The organism is Sinisalibacter aestuarii (assembly GCF_027923545.1).
Taxonomy (GTDB): Bacteria; Pseudomonadota; Alphaproteobacteria; order Rhodobacterales; family Rhodobacteraceae; genus Sinisalibacter; species Sinisalibacter aestuarii.
Map to the genome: position 1 here is coordinate 551,894 of NZ_BROH01000001.1, position 17,347 is coordinate 569,240.

The 17,347-nt window shown below is 68.0% G+C and carries 22 protein-coding genes; 10 read left to right on the forward strand and 12 right to left on the reverse strand.

What is annotated here, in order from left to right; all coding sequences use genetic code 11:
* Positions 1 to 15 precede the first annotated feature (15 nt).
* From QMG28_RS02760 to QMG28_RS02800, 9 genes are all read left to right on the forward strand, one after another.
* On the forward strand, positions 16 to 444 hold the full coding sequence (locus tag QMG28_RS02760) for a hypothetical protein (RefSeq protein ID WP_281840636.1): 429 nt from the start codon (positions 16 to 18) through the stop codon (positions 442 to 444).
* The gene (locus tag QMG28_RS02765; RefSeq protein WP_281840637.1) at positions 441 to 1,049 is read left to right on the forward strand and encodes a MotE family protein; all 609 of its coding nucleotides are present in this window, start codon (positions 441 to 443) and stop codon (positions 1,047 to 1,049) included. The genes QMG28_RS02760 and QMG28_RS02765 overlap by 4 nt, the downstream gene beginning before the upstream one ends.
* Before the next feature lie 88 nt (positions 1,050 to 1,137).
* Entirely contained in the window at positions 1,138 to 2,007 is an 870-nt protein-coding gene (gene motA, locus QMG28_RS02770; RefSeq protein ID WP_281840638.1) for a flagellar motor stator protein MotA, read from the forward strand.
* A complete protein-coding gene (locus tag QMG28_RS02775; protein ID WP_281840639.1) occupies positions 2,004 to 4,358 on the forward strand; it encodes a hypothetical protein in 2,355 nt (784 codons plus the stop codon). The genes motA and QMG28_RS02775 overlap by 4 nt, the downstream gene beginning before the upstream one ends.
* A 137-nt stretch (positions 4,359 to 4,495) precedes the next feature.
* Positions 4,496 to 5,221 (forward strand): transglycosylase SLT domain-containing protein, encoded by a 726-nt coding sequence (locus QMG28_RS02780; RefSeq protein ID WP_307726336.1) that lies wholly within the window; start codon positions 4,496 to 4,498, stop codon positions 5,219 to 5,221.
* Positions 5,218 to 7,302, forward strand: a complete 2,085-nt coding sequence (flhA, locus tag QMG28_RS02785) for a flagellar biosynthesis protein FlhA (protein ID WP_281840640.1) — start codon at positions 5,218 to 5,220, stop codon at positions 7,300 to 7,302. Before QMG28_RS02780 ends, flhA begins: the two co-directional genes overlap by 4 nt.
* Entirely contained in the window at positions 7,299 to 8,075 is a 777-nt protein-coding gene (locus QMG28_RS02790; protein WP_281840641.1) for a flagellar biosynthetic protein FliR, read from the forward strand. Before flhA ends, QMG28_RS02790 begins: the two co-directional genes overlap by 4 nt.
* Entirely contained in the window at positions 8,075 to 9,184 is a 1,110-nt protein-coding gene (gene flhB, locus QMG28_RS02795; RefSeq protein ID WP_281840642.1) for a flagellar type III secretion system protein FlhB, read from the forward strand. The genes QMG28_RS02790 and flhB overlap by 1 nt, the downstream gene beginning before the upstream one ends.
* Positions 9,181 to 9,582, forward strand: a complete 402-nt coding sequence (locus tag QMG28_RS02800) for a hypothetical protein (protein ID WP_281840643.1) — start codon at positions 9,181 to 9,183, stop codon at positions 9,580 to 9,582. The genes flhB and QMG28_RS02800 overlap by 4 nt, the downstream gene beginning before the upstream one ends.
* Positions 9,583 to 9,597: 15 nt before the next feature.
* On the opposite strand, the gene QMG28_RS02805 is transcribed toward QMG28_RS02800, so the two are convergent.
* From QMG28_RS02805 to QMG28_RS02845, 9 genes are read right to left on the reverse strand one after another with little or no spacing between them, the layout of a single operon-like run.
* Complete coding sequence (locus QMG28_RS02805) at positions 9,598 to 10,107, reverse strand: flagellar basal body-associated FliL family protein (RefSeq protein WP_281840644.1); 510 nt, start codon at positions 10,105 to 10,107, stop codon at positions 9,598 to 9,600.
* Between the two features lie 8 nt (positions 10,108 to 10,115).
* On the reverse strand, positions 10,116 to 10,850 hold the full coding sequence (flgH, locus tag QMG28_RS02810; protein ID WP_434784413.1) for a flagellar basal body L-ring protein FlgH: 735 nt from the start codon (positions 10,848 to 10,850) through the stop codon (positions 10,116 to 10,118).
* A 9-nt stretch (positions 10,851 to 10,859) separates the two neighbouring features.
* Positions 10,860 to 11,309, reverse strand: a complete 450-nt coding sequence (flgA, locus tag QMG28_RS02815) for a flagellar basal body P-ring formation chaperone FlgA (protein ID WP_281840645.1) — start codon at positions 11,307 to 11,309, stop codon at positions 10,860 to 10,862.
* Complete coding sequence (gene flgG, locus QMG28_RS02820) at positions 11,309 to 12,094, reverse strand: flagellar basal-body rod protein FlgG (RefSeq protein WP_281840646.1); 786 nt, start codon at positions 12,092 to 12,094, stop codon at positions 11,309 to 11,311. Before flgG ends, flgA begins: the two co-directional genes overlap by 1 nt.
* A gap of 16 nt (positions 12,095 to 12,110) precedes the next feature.
* Entirely contained in the window at positions 12,111 to 12,830 is a 720-nt protein-coding gene (locus tag QMG28_RS02825) for a flagellar hook-basal body complex protein (protein ID WP_281840647.1), read from the reverse strand.
* A 1-nt stretch (position 12,831) separates the two neighbouring features.
* The gene (locus QMG28_RS02830) at positions 12,832 to 13,101 is read right to left on the reverse strand and encodes a flagellar biosynthetic protein FliQ (protein ID WP_281840648.1); all 270 of its coding nucleotides are present in this window, start codon (positions 13,099 to 13,101) and stop codon (positions 12,832 to 12,834) included.
* Entirely contained in the window at positions 13,098 to 13,391 is a 294-nt protein-coding gene (fliE, locus tag QMG28_RS02835) for a flagellar hook-basal body complex protein FliE (protein WP_281840649.1), read from the reverse strand. Before fliE ends, QMG28_RS02830 begins: the two co-directional genes overlap by 4 nt.
* Before the next feature lie 9 nt (positions 13,392 to 13,400).
* Positions 13,401 to 13,796 (reverse strand): flagellar basal body rod protein FlgC, encoded by a 396-nt coding sequence (gene flgC / locus QMG28_RS02840; RefSeq protein ID WP_281840650.1) that lies wholly within the window; start codon positions 13,794 to 13,796, stop codon positions 13,401 to 13,403.
* A 3-nt stretch (positions 13,797 to 13,799) separates the two neighbouring features.
* The gene (locus tag QMG28_RS02845; protein ID WP_281840651.1) at positions 13,800 to 14,192 is read right to left on the reverse strand and encodes a FlgB family protein; all 393 of its coding nucleotides are present in this window, start codon (positions 14,190 to 14,192) and stop codon (positions 13,800 to 13,802) included.
* 88 nt (positions 14,193 to 14,280) lie between these two features.
* On the opposite strand from QMG28_RS02845, the gene QMG28_RS02850 reads away from it, so the two are divergent.
* Positions 14,281 to 15,621 carry a FliI/YscN family ATPase gene (locus tag QMG28_RS02850; protein WP_281840652.1) on the forward strand — a complete coding sequence of 447 codons (1,341 nt, stop codon included), beginning with the start codon at positions 14,281 to 14,283 and terminating at the stop codon, positions 15,619 to 15,621.
* 131 nt (positions 15,622 to 15,752) lie between these two features.
* Here the strand turns inward: QMG28_RS02850 and QMG28_RS02855 are convergent, their stop codons facing one another.
* From QMG28_RS02855 to flaF, 3 genes are read right to left on the reverse strand one after another with little or no spacing between them, the layout of a single operon-like run.
* Positions 15,753 to 16,544 (reverse strand): DUF1217 domain-containing protein, encoded by a 792-nt coding sequence (locus tag QMG28_RS02855; protein WP_281840653.1) that lies wholly within the window; start codon positions 16,542 to 16,544, stop codon positions 15,753 to 15,755.
* 2 nt (positions 16,545 to 16,546) lie between these two features.
* Entirely contained in the window at positions 16,547 to 16,954 is a 408-nt protein-coding gene (flbT, locus tag QMG28_RS02860; protein ID WP_281840654.1) for a flagellar biosynthesis repressor FlbT, read from the reverse strand.
* Positions 16,951 to 17,313, reverse strand: coding sequence for a flagellar biosynthesis regulator FlaF (flaF, locus tag QMG28_RS02865; protein ID WP_281840655.1), 363 nt, complete (start codon positions 17,311 to 17,313; stop codon positions 16,951 to 16,953). Before flaF ends, flbT begins: the two co-directional genes overlap by 4 nt.
* Positions 17,314 to 17,347: the final 34 nt, after the last annotated feature.

Genomic DNA, 17,347 nt, shown 5'->3' on the forward strand with positions numbered 1-17,347 from the left:
CGCTGGAGGGCCGGAATGGACCAGATTTTCGAAATGGTGTCGGATGTTCTCCTTGGTGCGGGCGCGCTTGGGGCGGCCATCTATTGCGTGGTGCTGGCGCGGCGGCTGAAGCGGTTCAGCACGTTGGAAAATGGTGTTGGCGGCGCTGTTGCGGTGCTGTCGGCGCAGGTCGACGACATGACGCGCACGCTGGATGCGGCGCGCAAGGCGGCGGGCGAGTCGTCGCGCACCCTCACCGATCTGACCGAGCGCGCGGAGGCGGCGGCGCGCAAGCTCGAATTGATGATGGCCTCGCTGCACGATTTGCCGGACGAGACGATGGACGGGCGCGAGGGCGCTGAAGCGGCGCAGGATGCCGATTGGGAACGGGCCGCCGCGCCACCGCCTGCGGAGACGCCGATGTTTTCAACCCGGCGGGTTGCGGTGCGGGAGGCTGTGCAATGAGCTTCTGGCGGTGGTCTTCTTCCGGCCCGGCCCCCCGGCGGCGGCGTGCCGCGAGGGGCGTGCTGTGGCTGGTTGCGCTGATGTTTGCCTTGTCCGGCCTGCTGCGCCTTGGCGGCGAAACCGGGCGGGCAATCGCAGCGGGGCTTGCCCCGCAGGACGAGGCGGCTTTGCCGGAAACCGATGCTTGCGAATCCCCGGCGGATATTGCCGAGGTGCTCGCGCTGCTCAAAACGCGCGAGGCGGCGCTGCGTGAGCGCGAGGCGGCTGTGGCGGACCGGATGCAGGCGCTTGCCGTTGCCGAGGCGCAGATCGAGACGAATTTGGCGGCGCTCGTGGCGGCGGAAGACGCGCTGGAAGCGACCATCGCGCTGGCCTCGACGGCTGCGGAAGACGATCTGTCGCGCCTCACGAGCGTTTACGAAAACATGAAGGCCAAGGAGGCCGCGCCGCTTTTTGCCGCGATGGACCCGCAATTCGCCGCAGGGTTTCTCGGCCGGATGCGCCCCGATGCGGCGGCGGCGATCATGGCCAAGCTCGACCCCGCCGCCGCCTATTCGATCAGCGTGCTTCTCGCGGGGCGAAACGCTGCGGTGCCGACCGAATGAGGCGGTGCGCAAAGGGCCGGCAGGCGATGAGCCTTTCTTAATCCTTTGCTGCGAGACTGCCGGGACAGGCTGCCAGGTGAGGTGAATCATGATCGGCTTCGTCGGGATCGCGATGATCTTCGTAATGGTGTTCGGCGGCTATATCGCGGCCGGCGGCAAGATGGGGATCATCCTGAAATCGCTGCCCTTCGAGTTCACGATGATCGGCGGGGCGGCGGCCGGAGCCTTCGTGATTTCGAACGATGTCGCGGCGATCAAGCATACGCTCAAGGATATCGGCAAGGTCTTCAAAGGCCCGAAATGGAAGCCGGAGGATTACAAGGATCTTCTGTGCCTGCTGTTTGAGCTGATCCGCCAGGCGCGGCAGAACGCCGTCGCCCTCGAAGAGCATATCGAGACGCCGGCGGAGAGCGCGATCTTTACCAAATACCCCCGCATTCTGGCGGATCGGGAAGCGATTGACCTGATCTGCGATACGCTGCGCTCGGCCTCGATGAACTACGACGATCCGCATCAGGTGGAGGAAGTGCTGGAAAAGCGGATGGAGGCCAATCTGCACCATGCCCAGCATTCGAGCCACGCCTTGCAGACCGTGGCCGATGGCTTGCCGGCGCTCGGGATCGTCGCCGCCGTGCTCGGCGTGATCAAGACGATGGGCTCGATCGACCAGCCGCCGGAAATCCTCGGCAAGCTGATCGGCGGCGCGCTTGTCGGCACCTTTCTGGGGGTGTTTCTGGCCTATGGGCTGGTGGGCCCGTTCGCGGCCAAGCTCGCCACCGTGGTGGAGGAAGACGCACATTTCTACCAGCTGATCCGCGAGGTGCTCGTGGCCAACCTCTATAATCATTCGACCAATATCTGCATCGAAGTGGGGCGGCAGAACACGCCCAGCCATTTCCGGCCCAGCTTTTCCGACCTCGAAGAAGCGCTCAAGGAGGTCAAGAAAGACGCGGCATGATCCGGGCAGCGCTTATCCTCCTGATCCTTTTCCTTCCGGTTGCCGCCACGGCGGAGCGGGTCGTGGTGCAATCCGGCGACCATGCCGGGTTTTCGCGCCTGCGCCTCGATGGCGATTTCGGGCTCGATTGGGCCTTTGGCCGGGTCGAGGGCGGATATGAGTTTCGTGCCGCGGCGGGCGATACTGACTGGGATATATCCCGAAGCTTCGACCGCATCACGCGCGCGCGTATCGCCGGGCTGCGCGATCTCGGCGGCGGACGGCTTTTCATCGGGATTGCGCCGGGCTGCGCCTGCCATGCGGATGCCTTCGTTTTGCGAGACGGGAAAGTGGTGCTCGATATCAAGGACGGCCCGGCGCCGCTGACCGATGCGCCGTTCGAGCGGGCGCTTGGGCCGGCCGGCCCTGCCGCGGCGCCAGCCCGGGTGCGCGAGGCGCGAGGCCCGGCGCGCCCGGCAGAGCTGCGCGCCGGATTGCCCTTGTTCGTCGCCGCTCCACCCGCCGACCCCGGGGTGACGGATGACGCCGACGCGCCCCCGCCGGTTGGTGCGGCCCTTCCGGCTGCGCCGGATTTGCAGCGGGACAGGGTATTGGAAACCGAAACGGTGCTGCTTGAACAGATCGCCCGGGCGGCGGCGCAAGGCTTGCTGGACGCGGATCTTTCGCGGATGGAAGAGGAGGTGGAGGCTGCCACCACGCCGCCGGATGCCGCTGCCCCGCCGCCGCCGGAGGCTCCGCCACCGCTGCCGGAACCGGTGACGGATGACAGCCATGTGACGGTCGAGACAAGCGTGGACCGGGCCGCGCCGGGGGGTGGTGTGGCGCCAAAGACCGATACCGGCGAGGCCTGTATCGACCCGCAATATTTCGACGTGGCGCAATGGGGCGGCCCCGCGGAGGGGAGCGCCGATATCGGTGCCTATCGAAGCCGCATTCTGGGCGAGTTCGATGCCGCCGACGGGGCCGGGGTGACCGCCCTTGCCCGCCATTACATTTACCTGACCTTCGGTGCGGAGGCGAAGGCGCTGATCGCGCATTATGCCGCGGCGATGGACCGGCCCGATCTGCTCGTGGCGATGGCCGAGATCGTCGATGAGGGGCAGGCCCGATCGGCGCCGGATCTGGTGGCGCAGATGGTCTGTGACGGGGCGACTGCGCTTTGGGCGCTGCTGGCGCAGCCGCAGTTGCGGCCGGGCCAGCCGGTGAATGCCGCGGCGGTGGCGATGGCGTTTGCCGGGTTGCCGGCGCATCTGCGCAACCATCTCGGCCCGGGGCTGGCGCAGACCCTGATCGCGGCCGGCGATACCGCGACGGCGACGCGGATCCGAAATGCAATGCAGCGCGCGGAGGGCAGTCCGACACCGGATATGGCGCTGACCGACTCCCGGCTGGATCTTGCCACCGGCGCGCGTGAATCGGCGCTGGAGCGGCTGGACGCCCTGGTTCAGCAAGACAGCGATGTCATGCCCGAGGCTTTGCTGGCCCGTGTCGACGAGGCGCTGACGGCGGATGCCGGCGTGAGCCCGTCGCAGGTCTCGCTGCTCCGCAGTCTGGCTTACGAACATCGTGCCGGCGCCGATGGCCAGCGGTTCACCGAGGCGCTCATCCGTGCATTGGCCGCGAATGCGGACTTCGCGGCGGCTTTCGCGGCGCTGGATGAGGCTGCCTCGCGCGCAGCTTTACCGCCCGAAACCGATACGGCGCTGCGGGCGGCGACATTCGCGAGGCTGGCTCGGGATGCGGCGGATGATACGCTCCTGCACCTCCTTATCCCGCGTCTGGGCGAGACGCCGGGGCTGGCCTCCGAGATCCGCCGTGCGCTCGCGGCGCGGCTGCTGGATCTTGGCTTGCCGGACCCGGCGCAGCGGATTCTGGCTGGCGACGATGCGCTGCCGGACGAGGCGGACCGCCGCCTTCATGCCCGGGCCGCGCTCCTGCAGGGGCGGGCGGCGGTGGCGGTGGGCTACCTCGCCGGCCTCGACGATGCCGAGGCGACGCGCCTGCGCGGCGAGGCTTTGGAACAGGCGGCGGATTATGCCGGGGCGGTTCGTGTCTATGGCGAAGCCGGCGATGGGCAACGCCGCGATGAGGCCGCGTGGCGCGGTGGCATTTGGGAGGCGTTTGCCACCGGCGATCCCGGCGTGCAGGCACGGGCCGCCGCGCTGATGCAGGGAGAGGCCGCAACCGCTGCCGGAGGCGATGCGCCGGACACCCCGCTTGCCGCGTCGCGCGCCTTGGTCGCGCAGAGCCGGGCGGCGCGTGACGTGCTGGATGCGCTGCTGGCGGAGGTTACGGAGCCTTCTGCCCCTGACCCGGCCGCCGGTTACGATTTGTCAACGCCCGGTGGCTAAGCTTCCGGGCAGACCGCAAGAATTGCGAAGGCCCGATGCGACCTACGAACTCATCACATAGCCGACAGCTCACCGAGGGCGGCTTATCCTTGTGCCATCGGGGCAGGCGCGCGCGATGGCGGCGGGCCCGGGCCAGGGTGGCCACCATTCTGGCCCTCGCGCAGCTCCTGGCCTTTGCCGCCGGCCCGGCGCTTGCCGACGATATGTCGCTGATTTGCGACCGGGCCGCGGTTCTCGCTGCCGCACGGACGGATGTGCCGGTGTCGGTGCTCAAGGCGATTTCGCTGACCGAAACGGGGCGCAGCCGCGACGGTGCCACGCGGCCCTGGCCCTGGACCGTGAATATGGAGGGCGAGGGGCTTTGGTTCGATACCGCCGACGCGGCGCTGGCCTATGCGCAGGAGCATTTCAAACGCGGCGCGCGCAGCTTCGATATCGGCTGCTTCCAGATCAACTACAAATGGCATCACCAACATTTCGCGTCGATCGAGGCGATGTTCGATCCGGCGCAAAATGCGCTGTATGCGGCGCGCTTTCTGGGCGAGCTGTTTGCCGAAAGCGGCGATTGGGAGAAGGCCGCCGGCGCCTATCATTCGCGCACGCCGGAATTTGCCGACCGGTATCGCGCGCGCTTTGCCGCGTTTCGGGCCGGGCTGCAGCACGAAGATGCGCTTCCGCTGCGGGTGGCGGAGATTGACCCGGCGGGCGCGCGGGCGCGCCCTTCGCCCGCCGATACCCCACGTATCAACAGCTTTCCGCTGCTCCAGTCGGGCGGCGAGGCGGCGCTCGGTTCGTTGGTGCCGCTCGGCATGCCGGCCGTGCCGGGCGGGCTGTTCGGCCAGCCTTCGGGGGCGGGCACATGACGCTTGCGCAGGTGTTTCGCCCGACGATCCTGCTGGCGCTGGCGCTCATGGCAGTCATCGTGATGATGATCCTGCCGATGCCGGCCTGGGTGCTGGATGTGGGCCTTGCCCTCTCCTTCGCGCTCGCGATCCTGATGTTCACGGTCACGCTGTTTCTCGAACGGCCGCTGGATTTTTCCGCCTTCCCCACCGTGCTGCTCGCCTCGCTGATGCTGCGGCTTTCGCTCAACGTTTCGTCCACCAAGCTGATCATCGGCAACGGCCATACCGGCACCGGCGCGGCCGGCAACGTGATCGAGGGCTTCGCGAATTTCGTGATGTCGGGCAGCCTGTTTCTGGGCCTCGTGGTGTTTGGCGTGCTGCTGATCGTCAATTTCATCGTCATCACCAAGGGTGCGGGGCGGATGGCCGAGGTGGGCGCGCGCTTCGCCCTCGACGGGATGCCGGGCAAGCAGCTCGCGATCGACGCGGACCTCTCGTCTGGCGCGATCACCCATGAGGAGGCGAAGGCGCGGCGCGAGCGCGAACAGGCCGAGACGACGTTTTTCGGCTCGCTCGACGGGGCGTCAAAATTCGTCAAGGGCGATGCCATTGCCGGGCTTCTGATCACGCTTCTGAATATCGTGATGGGGCTGATCATGGGGGTGGTGGTGCACGGCATGGAAATCGGCCGTGCCTTCGAGACCTATGCGATCCTGACCGTGGGCGACGGGCTGGTGAGCCAGATCCCCGCCGTGATCATCTCCATCGCCTCGGCATTGCTGCTTGCACGTGGCGGTGCGACGGGCTCGACCGACCTTGCCTTCTTCTCGCAGCTTGGCCGCTATCCGCCGGCGCTGGCCACCGTCGCCGTGCTGATGGCGCTGTTCGCGCTGGTGCCGGGCCTGCCGTTTCTGCCCTTCGTTCTCGGTGCGGCGGCGCTTGGCGGGGCGGCATTCTGGGGGCATCGGCGTGCGGTGCGGCGCCTGGCGGCGGAAGCGGCCGCGCCCAGGGCGGATGAGGCGCCGGGCCTGCCGCGCGACTCGATGGGCGATGTGCTCGATCTCGACGAGATCCATGTGCAATTCGCCACCGATCTGGTGACGATGGTGCTCGATCCGGCGACGGGGCTCGACGCGCGGATCGCCAATATGCGCAACCATGTCGCCAGCGTTTACGGGCTGATCCTGCCGGAAATCCGGCTGACCGACGATCCGGCGCTGCCCGCGGGCAGCTATGTCGTGCGGATTCACGGTGTCGAGCAGGCGCGCGACCGGCTGGTGCCCGGCCAGGTGCTGGCGATCCTGACCGGCAGCGAGATCGCGTTGCCGCCGGGCGACGATGTGCAGGAGCCCGTTTACGGTGCGCCGGCGCGCTGGATCGTGCCGGCGGAGCAGGAGGCGGTGGCGCTGCAGGGCGGCACGGTGGTGACTCCGGTGGAGGTGCTGGCGACCCATGTGCTCGAAGTCATGAAGCGCAATTTCGCCCGCCTGCTTAGCCTGAAGGCGCTGCGCCGGCTGCTCGATGAATTCACCAACCTGTCGGATCCGGGGCGGGCCGAGGCCAACCGGCGGCTGCTCGACGAGCTGGTGCCCGACAAGGTGCCCGTCGATCTGTTGCTGACGGTGCTGCGGCTGCTGCTCGAAGAGCGCGTTTCGATCCGCAACCTGCCGCTGATCCTCGAAGCGGTGGCGGAGGCGCGGCCCGTCTATCCCACGCCCGATGCGATCTGCGAACATGTGCGCCAGCGGCTGGGGTTTCAGCTCGTGGCCGAACTCAGGCGCGAGGATGGCACGCTGCCGCTCGTCCAGCTTGCGCCGGAATGGGAAGAGACCTTCACCACCTACCAGATGGATGGCGACCGCGGCGGGCAGGATATTGCCCTGCCGCCCGACGCCTTCACGCGGCTGGCCGATGGCGTGGCCGAGCGCGTGGCGCGGGCCGGCGAGAATGGCGTTTATCCCGCGATTGTCACATCGGTGCGGCGGCGGCGGTTCCTGCGCACGGTGCTGGCGGCCAAGGGGATTGCCAACCCGGTCTTGTCTTTCGAGGAGATCGGCACCGAGGCGCGCCCCTCGCTCGTCGGCATGGTGCCGGCATGACGGCGGATCTGGCCATGCTGGCCAATCTGGGGCAGGGCTGGCTGGTGCTCGCCTTCGCCGTGTTCCTGCGGGTCGGGGCCGCGATGGCGCTGTTTCCCGCCTTCGGGGAACGCAGCGTGCCCGAACGGGTGCGGCTGGTGCTGGCGCTCGCCTTCACGCTGATCGTGCTGCCCGCCGTCGCCCCCGCGCTGCGCCCGGCGCTGGCGCAGATGGAGATGCCGGGGATCCTGCTGCTGACGGAGGCGGTGGCCGGGCTCGCCATCGGGGCGGTGATCCGGCTGTTCGTGCTGGTGCTGCAGATGGCCGGGTCGATGGCGGCGCAGGCGACCTCGCTGGCGCAGATCTTCGGCGGCCAGAACGCCGATCCGCAGCCGGCCATCGGCCATGTTTTGCTTGTGGGCGGGCTCGCGCTCGCGGTCATGCTGGATCTGCATGTGCGGCTCGCCGGGGTGCTGATCCTGTCCTATGAGGTGTTTCCGCCGGGTGCTTTGCCGGGGGCGGAGATCCTGTCGGCCTGGGGGCTGGCGCGGGTGGCGCAGGCCTTTGCGCTGGCCTTCACGCTGGCGGCGCCCTTCGTCGTGGCCTCGCTCGTCTATAACGTCGCGCTCGGGGTGATCAACCGGGCGATGCCGCAACTGATGGTGGCCTTCGTCGGTGCGCCGGCGATCACCGCGGGGGGGCTGATCCTGCTGTTTCTGACCGCGCCGATCCTGTTGTCGGTCTGGGGCGAGGGGCTCTTGCGCCTGCTCGCCGATCCGTTCGGGGGCGGCTGATGGCGGAGCCGCAGGAGGAGGACGACAAGCAGCACGAGCCGAGCCAGAAAAAGCTCGACGATGCCCGGCGCAAGGGCGATGTGCCGCGCTCGGCGGACCTGACCACCGCCGCGGCCTATGGCGGGTTCATCCTCGTGGCGCTGTCATTCGGCGCGTCCGGGCTGCAATCGACCGGCGCGTCGCTGGCCGGGCTGCTCGCGCGGGCGGGCGAACTTTCGCGTGAGATGTTTGCCGGCGGCGGGCGGGTGGTGACCGGCGCGATGATGGCCGAGCTGGGCCTGGGCCTGATGCCGTGGCTTCTGGTGCCCGCCGCCTTCGTGCTGATCGCCAGCATCGCGCTGCGCAGCTTCACGGTTGCGCCCGAAAAGCTGCAGCCGAAGCTGAGCCGGATCGACCCGATTGCCAATGCAAAGAACAAGTTTGGCCGCGGCGGGCTGTTCGAGTTTGGCAAGAGCTTCGCCAAACTGACGATCTATTCGGTCGTGCTGGCCGTGTTTCTGTGGCGGCAATTGCCGGAGATGCTCGGTACGCTCGCGCTCACCCCGGCGCTGGCCACGGTCGTCCTGCTCGATCTCGGGGTGCGGTTCTTCTCGCTCGTGCTGGTGATCGCGCTCGCGATCGGTGGCGTGGATTATCTGTGGCAGCGGCAGGAGCATCTGCGCAAGAACCGGATGTCGCGCAAGGAGCTGATGGACGAGGCCAAGCAGAACGAGGGCGACCCGGCGATGAAGCAGCAGCGCCGGCAGAAGGGCTACGACATCGCGATGAACCGGATGCTGTCGGATGTGCCCGGCGCCGATGTGGTGGTGGTGAACCCGACGCACTACGCCGTGGCGCTGAAATGGAGCCGGCTGCCCGGCGCTGCGCCGGTTTGCGTCGCCAAGGGGGTGGATGAGGTGGCCGCACGCATCCGCGAACTGGCTGCCGAGGCGGGCGTGCCGATCCACAGCGATCCGCCGACGGCACGGGCGATCCACGCGACGGTGGAGATCGGACAGGAGATCCGGCCGGAGCATTACCAGGCCATCGCTGCCGCGATCCGCTTTGCCGAGGAGATGCGCCGCAAGATGCGCGCCCGTCTGGGCGGCGGGCCGGGGGCAAGCCGGTGAGCGCGGCACCGGGCAAAGACCTGGCGGCGCTGGAAGCGCTTGCCGGGATGGTGTTTGAGGCGGAACTGGCGCGGCTTGACGCATTGTCGCGCGCCCTCGCGGATCGCAAGGCCGATCTCGCCGCTCTGGACGGGGCGCGCAGGAAACGGGCCGAAGCCCTGGCCGGCGATTGCGGCGCGGACGATCTGGCGTTCATCACCGGGCAGGATGCCCGCTGGTCGGGCTGGCTCGGGCGTGAGCGCGCGCGGATTTCGCGCGAGGTGGCCGAGATCGCGGCGCGGCGCGAGGCGCAGCGGCTGCGGGCGCAGACGGCATTCGGCAAGCGCGATGCCCTGCGGATGATCCGCGAGCGGGAGGCGGCGCGGGCAAGGCAGGTGGCGGCGCGCGTGGCGGAGTAATGGGCCGGGGCGGGCCTACATGTCTTGCCGGGCGATATCGGTGATCAGGATGCTTTTCACGCTCGCGCCCAGCTCGGCGCGGGCGGTTTCCAGCAGGCCGGTGCGCAAGGTGTCCATCTTGCGGCCCTCGGTGAAGGCACCGTTGAAGCCGCCGGAATTGGCGTGGTCGAACAGGACCTGAAGGAAGGCGTCGCGCAGTTTCGGCTCGCGCTGGTAGATCGGCTCGGAACCGCCGGTGGGCACTTCGAGGCTGATCGACAGCACCACCAGCGCCGCGATCCTTTCCTCCGTCACGACCGGGATCACGAACTGGTTGCTGAGCTTTACGAAATCCGTGTCCGCCGGGCCGGCCTCGGCCTCCGGGTCGATCCCGGCGGCCTCCAGCGCCTCGGCCATTGCCGCGCAATCGCAGGGGCAGGTGCCATCGGCGACCGCCGGGGCGGGGGCAGGCCGCAGGGCGAGCCCGGCGCCGGTGCCCGCGCCAAGCCCGACGATCGCAAGAAGAACGGGAAGGATCTTGCCCATCGCGCGCCTCAGAACGGCATGACCATATCGGTCACCTGCTGGCCGAGCCGGGGCTGCTGCATATTGGTGATCTGGCCGCGCCCGCCATAGGAGATCCGCGCCGAGGCGATCTTGTCATAGGGGATTTCGTTCTGGCGCGAAATATCTTCGGGCCGCACGAAGCCGGTGACGAGCAATTCGCGCAGCTCGTAGTTAACCCGTACCTCCTGGCTGCCCTGAATCTGCAGGATGCCGTTGGGCAATGTGCCGACCACGGTGGCGGCGATGCGCAGGGTGATCTTTTCGTTGCGCCGGGTGGTGCCGTCGCCCGCGGCGGCGCTGGACGAGCTGGTCGAGAGGCCGGGGGCCAGTTCGAGCTCGGCCAGGGGCGCCTCTTCCTCGAAACCGAGCAGCGCGCCCACACTCATATTCTCGCTGCCGCTGCGCCCGCGCTGTGAGCTGGCCGACAGTTCGGCCTGATCGTCGATCTCGATGGCCACGGTCAGGATGTCGCCCGCCTGGCGTGCCCGGCGGTCGCCAAGCAGCGACCGGCGGCCGGCGGTCCAGAGCGAGGCGCTGTCGATCTCGCGCCGGGCCGACACGTCGCGCGGCAGGGGCATCGTGCTCATCGCCTGCGCTTCGCGGCTGTCTTCGATCGAGGTCATGGAGGGCGGGCGGCCGAGATCGCGCACCTTGTCATCGCATCCGGTGAGGGCGAGGAGCGCGAAGGCGGTCAGGGCGAGGGGCATGGGTTTGGGCAGCATGAGCGTCTCTCAGTTGACGGGAAGATCGGGAAAGCGGGTGGCGCCGGGGGCAACCGTGACGGTGCCGTCATCGCGCACGATGCCGGTGATCATCTGGCGCGAGGCGAGGTTCATCACGCGGAGCCTGTCGCCCACCCCGGCGCGGCCGAGCGCGCGGCCTTCGGCGGCGATCATCAGGCCGCCGGCGCGGTAGAACAGGGTGACGATCTGGTTGCGGGCGACGATGGCGGGCGGGCCGACCTCGTTGGAGCGGACCGGCCGCCCGGCATAGAGCACCACGCGCGCCTCCTGCCCGATCACCTCATCAAGGCTTACATAGGTGCCTGCGATATCCCCGGCGACGAGCGTGACATCGCCCGGTGTGAGGATCGACTGGGCGCGGATGGTGCGTGCGGCGATGACCGTATCGGCCTGGGCCGGCGTGGCCATGAGGGCGAGCAGGGCGAACAGGCGCGTCATCAGCGCACCTGCGTGGTGGCGGCGAGCATCTGGTCGGCGGCGGTGATGACCTTCGAGTTGAGTTCGTAACCGCGCTGGGCCTCGATCAGCTCGGTGATTTCCTTCACCGCATCGACCGAGCTTTGCTCCTTGTAGCCCTGCCGCAGCGTGCCGAGCCCGTTTTCGCCGGGCGCGTCGATCAGCGGCGGGCCGGAGGCCTCGGTTTCAAGGAAGGTGTTGGAGCCGATTGCCTCAAGCCCCTGCTCGTTGGTGAACTGGGCCAGGGTGAACTGGCCGAGCAGCTTGGCCTGCACCTCGTCGTTGAAATAGGCGTAGACCTCGCCATCGGCGTTGATCGAGATCGCGCGCGTTTCGATCGGGATGGTGATCTCGGGCACCACGGGGAAGCCTTCGGAGGTGACGATCAGCCCCTCGCCGTTGCGCTTCAGCCCGCCATCGCGGGTGTAGCCGGACAGGCCGGAGGGCAGGGTGATCTCAAGATAGCCGCGCCCCTCAATGGCGATGTCGAGGTCGCCGCCGGTCTGGTTGAGGGTGCCCTGGGCGATCTGCATCGAGACCGCGGCGGGCCGCACGCCGAGGCCGAGCTGCACGCCGGTGGGCAGCACGGTGCCATCGGTGGCGTTGATCGTGCCGGGCCGGGTCATCTGCTGATAGTGCAGATCGGCGAATTCGGCGCGCCGCGCGTTGTAACCCGTGGTGGACATGTTGGCGAGGTTGTTGGAGATCGTCTCCACCCGCATCTGCTGGGCCAGCATCCCCGTGGCGGCGATTTTCAGGGCGCGCATGGCAGCTCCTTTCCGGTTACTTGCCGAGGGTTTCGATCACGGCGCGGATGCGCTCGTGCTCGCGGTCGAGGAAGGACTGGCCCTGCTCATAGGCGCGCTGGATCTCGATCATCCGGGCGACTTCGCCAATCGGGTCGACGTTCGAGGCTTCGAGATACCCCTGCAGGATCGTGGCGCCCTCGATCAGAGGTTCGGCGCCGCCCGGCACCTCGAAGCGCACGCCGTCGCGGTGGCGCATGTCGAGCGGGTCGGCGGGCAGCCAGAGGCCGATCTGGGCGAGCGGCTGGCCGTCCGCCGACATGGTGCCATCGGCGGCGATGGCGATCTGCCCGCCATCGGGCGGGGCGAAGACGGGGGCGCCGCCGGCATCGAGCAGGCGGTAGCCGTCAAGCGTGGTGAGCTCTCCCGTGGGTGCGGGCGTGAAGGCGCCGGCGCGGGTGAGCATCGGCCCCTCGGGGCCCTCGATCATGAAAAACCCCTCGCCCTCGATGGCGAGGTCGAAGCTGCCATTGGTCTGGGTCAGCGGAGCCTGGTCGAGCCGGGTATCGCGCACGCTGGCGGTGGCCATCGACAGCGACGGATCGCCGGGGGCGAGGGCGCGCACGAATTCGGAGAAAACCACGCCTTCGCGCCGGTAGCCGGTGGTGGAAGCGTTGGCGATGTTATGCGCCACGGCCTGCATTTCGGCCATCAGGCCCGATTGGCGGGTGAGGGTGGTGTAACCGGCATTGTCCATCTCATCCCCCCGCGATCAGGGGCACGATGGTGCCCTGGAAATAGGCGGTGAGCGTGTCGGACATGAAGCCCATCGACAGCCAGAACACTCCGAGGATTGCCGCGAGTTTCGGCACGAAGGTGAGCGTCATTTCCTGGATCGAGGTGAGCGCCTGGAACAGGCCCACGGCGATCCCGGCGACGAGGGCGACGGTGAGGATCGGCAGCGAGACGATCACCGCGTTCCACAGCCCTTCGCGCAGGGTGTCGTAGAAGATGATCTCGTTCATCATACCGGCATCCTCAGGATTTCCTGGTAGGCTTCGACCACCTTGTTGCGCACCGTTACCGCCGTTTCGACGGCAAGCTCGGTCTGGGCGAGGGCCTGAACCAGCGCGTGCGGATCGGCGTTTCCGATCATCGACGCGCTGGCCACCTGTTCGCCCCGGTTGAGCGTTTCGGCGAAATCGCCCGCCAGCCGGGCGAAGGCTTCGCCCGCGCCGCCACTTTCTCCGGCTTTCGGCTGGGTGGCGGGCCGTGTTGCGGCATAGCCCTGAGCGGCGAGGGTGGATTTGATGTCCATTCAGGCCTCCTATTTCCGGAGCAGATCGAGCAGCCCGCGCGACATTTGCCGCGCCTGCTCGAACATCTTGAGGTTCGCCTCGTAGCTGCGCTGCGCTTCGCGCGCGTCGGCGATCTCGATCACGAGATCGACATTCGATCCTTGGTAATAGCCGCTGTCATCGGCCATCGGGTGAGAGGGGTCGTAGATCATCGGCAGGGTGGTCCGGTCGAGCCGCACCGGGCCGGTTTCGACCAGCCCCGTCATGCGCCCGCCCTCGACCATCTGTTCGAAGGCGACGATCTTGCGCCGGTAGCCCGGCGTATCGGCGTTGGCGATGTTTTCGGAGGTATGGCGCAGGCGGGTGGCCTGCGACTGCATCCCGCTCATCGCGGCCTGTTTGGCGGAAGAGAGAAGATCGCCCATCGCCTACCCTCGCCCGCCCACGGAACTGCGCAGGATCGTCATCGCCGAGCGGTAGATGGCGAGCGCCCGGTCGTGCTCGCCCTTTGCCTCGGCGGCGGCGAACATCTCCTGCTCCAGCGATACGGTGTTGCCGTTCGGCGCGGCGGCGTTGGGCCGGTGGACAGCCTGCGCCTGCCGCGCCGGCTCGTCAGGGCGGGTGAGATCGTGGCCCGGGCGGGTGGCGTGCAGCGCGCCCGTGGCATTTGCCCGAAAGGTCTCGCCGAAGGAGGCGAGATCGCGGGCGCGGTAACCGGGGGTATCGGCATTGGCCACATTCCCGGCGATCACGGCCTGGCGTGCGGCGGAATGCGTCGCCATCGCCTGCGCCATCGAAAAGATACCAAGATTTTCAAACATCGGGGCTTCTCCCGCGATTTCGTTCAACCAAGGCTTAACCCTGATTCCTTTAGAAACGGTTTCAGGCACCCCAAGCCGGAGAAAAATCATGGCCCATATCGGATTCGATCAGCTCAACGCCGAAATCGCCGCCGTTTCGCCCATGCGCGATGTTGGCCGGGTCGCGCGGATCGGGCGCGGCACGATCGAGGTGTCGGGCCTCAGCCATGTGGCGGCGCAGGGCGACATGGTCGAGATCGACACGCCGGGCCATGTGCGGCGGCGCGGCGAGGTGCTGAACCTTGCGCAAGACCACGTCACCGTGCTGCCGGACGGCGACATCGAGGGGCTTACCATTGGCGCCGCGGTTGCGCTGATCGGCGCGAGCCAGATTGCCCCCGACGATAGCTGGATCGGCCGGGTGATCGACCCGATGGGCCAGGCGCTCGACGGGCGGGCGATCCTGCGCGGGCCGGTGGCGCGCCCGCTCAGGGGTGTGCCGATGAACCCGACCGAGCGGCGGGTGCTGGGCGCCCGGCTGGAGACGGGGCTTGCCGTGTTCAACACGCTGTTGCCCATCGTCCGCGGCCAGCGGATCGGGCTTTTTGCCGGGTCCGGCGTGGGCAAATCGACCCTGCTCGCCAAACTCGCGCGCGGGGTGCATGCGGATGTGGTGGTGATCGCGCTCATTGGCGAGCGCGGGCGCGAGGTGCGCGAATTCGTCGAGCGGGTGCTGGGCGCCGAGGGGATGCGGCGCGCGGTGGTGGTCGCGGCCACCTCCGACCAGTCGCCGCTGGTGCGCCGCCGCTGTGCCTGGACGGCGATGGCGGTGGCCGAGCACTTCCGCGATCAGGGCAAGCATGTGCTGTTTCTCGCCGACAGTGTGACGCGATTTGCCGAAGCGCACCGTGAGATCTCGCTGGCGGCGGGCGAGGGAGGCAGCCTGCGTGGCTTTCCGCCGTCGACGGCGCATCAGATCACCGCCCTGTGCGAGCGGGCGGGCCCGGGTGCGGGGACGGCGGGCGATATCACGGCGGTGTTTTCCGTGCTTGTGGCCGGGTCCGACATGGAAGAGCCGGTGGCCGATATTCTGCGCGGGGTGCTCGACGGGCATGTCGTGCTCGACCGGTCGATAGCCGAGCGCGGGCGCTTTCCGGCGATCGACCTGTTGCGTTCGGTGAGCCGCGCCCTGCCCGGCGCCGCGAGCGAGGCGGAGAATACGCTGATTTCGGCCGCAAGGCAGCGCCTCGGGGCCTATGACCGTTCGGAAATGATGATCCGCGCCGGGCTCTATGCCGCCGGCTCCGACCCTGCGCTGGATGCGGCGATCGAGAGCTGGCCGAAGCTCGATGCCTTCCTGTCGGAAGATGAATGGGAGGATACGAAGGCCAGCTTCCGCAGGCTGGCGGCGTGTTTGGCGGGGGAAGCGCGGGCGCAGGGCGAGGGCTGACCGATGCCGGACCGCCACCGGCGAGGCCCTGTTTCAACGGCTCGCCAAAGTGCGATTTGCGGTGCGCTTGTCTGCCGGCACCTTGCTTGGATACCGGCCAGACCTTGGTGCTTGCCGCCCGCCTACTCGGCTTACCGGGTCTGCAGCAACGTGAGCGCGATGGAGCCCGACGACATTGCGGCGCGCCCTGCGTTGATCTGGGATCGGACGAGGAACAGCCGGTTCAACTCGTCACGCGCATGCGGATCGGCAAACTGCGCCACCTCGCCGCTGCCGAAGATCGCCTTGGCCCGGTCGCGGAACATGGTGAGCTGATCGTCGATGTCGAGGGCCGCGAGCGTCGATGGCAGGCCGAGGGCGGTTTCGAACATCTGGCGCAGGGGTTCGTTGCCCATGACCGCATACCACTTGCCGTTGGCGGTGTTGTCAGCGTCGACAATTGCGCCCAGATCGCGCTCCATCGACAGGGCGAGGCGCATGTCGTTGTCCTGCGCGCCAACGGCGATCTCGAACTGGCGGGTCTTGTAGGCGTCGAGGATTCGCGCGGGGAAGTCGGAAAGCGCGGTGTTCGGGGTGCCGAGATCGAAGCCGAAAGCTTCCGTCAAAGCGAGGTAGCGCTTGTCGACCATCCGGTTGGCGAAACTGGTAGGATCGAGCGCGCCTTCTTCGAGCACTTTGCGGATGAAGGCCTTGTTCGGCAAATCATCGTCGAGGCCGAAGGCGCCGAGCGCCACTTTCAGCAGCCGGTAATCGCCGACGAGATCCTCGGCGCTTGTGACCTCGCCGATCTTCTCGGCAAAATATTCTGTGTCGCGCCGGATCTCGGGCGCGGCGTTGAACGCCTGTTTCTGCGCCTCCTGTGTGCGTTGCAGAAAGGTCCAGCCGGCCATGCCGCCGAAGGGAAGGATCGGCTGAAACCCCATCGCTACATCTCCCGCGCCGCCGCGAGCAGCCGCTCTTCGCGCGGCAGCAGGGCGCGCAGGGCCTTGAGCGCCTGGTAGAACTGGGCTTCCAGCACTGCCGAGGTGGCCTGTTCCAGTTGCATCCGGCTGTCGTGGTCGGTGAACACCTGGCTGAGCTGTTCGATGCCGCGCAGCAATTGCAGGCGGGCTTCGTCCGGGTCGGCATCGCCCGACAGGACGAGCTGGGCGATATAGCTGACGCGGCGCACCGGCGTGTTGACCTGATCGGGGTGGATCGCGTCGCGCAGGCGCAGGATATTGGCGCCCGGCGTGACGATGGAGATCCGCGACCGGCGGTCGCCGTTTTCGAGGACGGCGCCGTTGACGAGAACCCGCTCGCGCGGGCCGAGCTTGAGGACAAGGCCGCTCATGCCGGCTCCGCCCCGTTGCGCAGGCCCCGCATGAGGGCGGTGTTGATCTCGACAAGCACGTCCACCGTTTCGGCGCCGCGCAAGACCTTGCGGCTGTGCTGCGCGGTGAATTCGGCGAGGTAGAAGATCCGGGCGCGCAGATCGGGCGGCAGGCCATTGGTGTTCTCGGCCACATCGGCGGCGAGCATCGTCCAGAGCTGGCGGTTTCGGTGCAGCGCTTCGGCGAGCTGGCCGAAGCCCATCGCGCCCTTGGCGGCGGCGGCGCTGAGGCTGTGCGTGACATGGGCGAAGGCATCGTATTCGGTGCCGCGCGGGGTTCTGATCGGGGCCTTGTTCGAGGCATAGGCCGTTTTGGCCATCTGGAGGGCGTTCACGGGAGTTCCTTCCGCTGAC

Coding starts and splice junctions, on each gene's coding strand:
- QMG28_RS02760 (WP_281840636.1), top strand. CDS start 16: ATGGACCAGATTTTCGAAATGGTGTCGGATGTTCTCCTTGGTGCGGGC.
- QMG28_RS02765 (WP_281840637.1), top strand. CDS start 441: ATGAGCTTCTGGCGGTGGTCTTCTTCCGGCCCGGCCCCCCGGCGGCGG.
- motA (WP_281840638.1), top strand. CDS start 1,138: ATGATCGGCTTCGTCGGGATCGCGATGATCTTCGTAATGGTGTTCGGC.
- QMG28_RS02775 (WP_281840639.1), top strand. CDS start 2,004: ATGATCCGGGCAGCGCTTATCCTCCTGATCCTTTTCCTTCCGGTTGCC.
- flhA (WP_281840640.1), top strand. CDS start 5,218: ATGACGCTTGCGCAGGTGTTTCGCCCGACGATCCTGCTGGCGCTGGCG.
- QMG28_RS02790 (WP_281840641.1), top strand. CDS start 7,299: ATGACGGCGGATCTGGCCATGCTGGCCAATCTGGGGCAGGGCTGGCTG.
- flhB (WP_281840642.1), top strand. CDS start 8,075: ATGGCGGAGCCGCAGGAGGAGGACGACAAGCAGCACGAGCCGAGCCAG.
- QMG28_RS02805 (WP_281840644.1), bottom strand. CDS start 10,107: ATGGGCAAGATCCTTCCCGTTCTTCTTGCGATCGTCGGGCTTGGCGCG.
- flgH (WP_434784413.1), bottom strand. CDS start 10,850: ATGCTGCCCAAACCCATGCCCCTCGCCCTGACCGCCTTCGCGCTCCTC.
- flgA (WP_281840645.1), bottom strand. CDS start 11,309: ATGACGCGCCTGTTCGCCCTGCTCGCCCTCATGGCCACGCCGGCCCAG.
- flgG (WP_281840646.1), bottom strand. CDS start 12,094: ATGCGCGCCCTGAAAATCGCCGCCACGGGGATGCTGGCCCAGCAGATG.
- QMG28_RS02825 (WP_281840647.1), bottom strand. CDS start 12,830: ATGGACAATGCCGGTTACACCACCCTCACCCGCCAATCGGGCCTGATG.
- QMG28_RS02830 (WP_281840648.1), bottom strand. CDS start 13,101: ATGATGAACGAGATCATCTTCTACGACACCCTGCGCGAAGGGCTGTGG.
- fliE (WP_281840649.1), bottom strand. CDS start 13,391: ATGGACATCAAATCCACCCTCGCCGCTCAGGGCTATGCCGCAACACGG.
- flgC (WP_281840650.1), bottom strand. CDS start 13,796: ATGGGCGATCTTCTCTCTTCCGCCAAACAGGCCGCGATGAGCGGGATG.
- QMG28_RS02845 (WP_281840651.1), bottom strand. CDS start 14,192: ATGTTTGAAAATCTTGGTATCTTTTCGATGGCGCAGGCGATGGCGACG.
- QMG28_RS02850 (WP_281840652.1), top strand. CDS start 14,281: ATGGCCCATATCGGATTCGATCAGCTCAACGCCGAAATCGCCGCCGTT.
- QMG28_RS02855 (WP_281840653.1), bottom strand. CDS start 16,544: ATGGGGTTTCAGCCGATCCTTCCCTTCGGCGGCATGGCCGGCTGGACC.
- flbT (WP_281840654.1), bottom strand. CDS start 16,954: ATGAGCGGCCTTGTCCTCAAGCTCGGCCCGCGCGAGCGGGTTCTCGTC.
- flaF (WP_281840655.1), bottom strand. CDS start 17,313: ATGGCCAAAACGGCCTATGCCTCGAACAAGGCCCCGATCAGAACCCCG.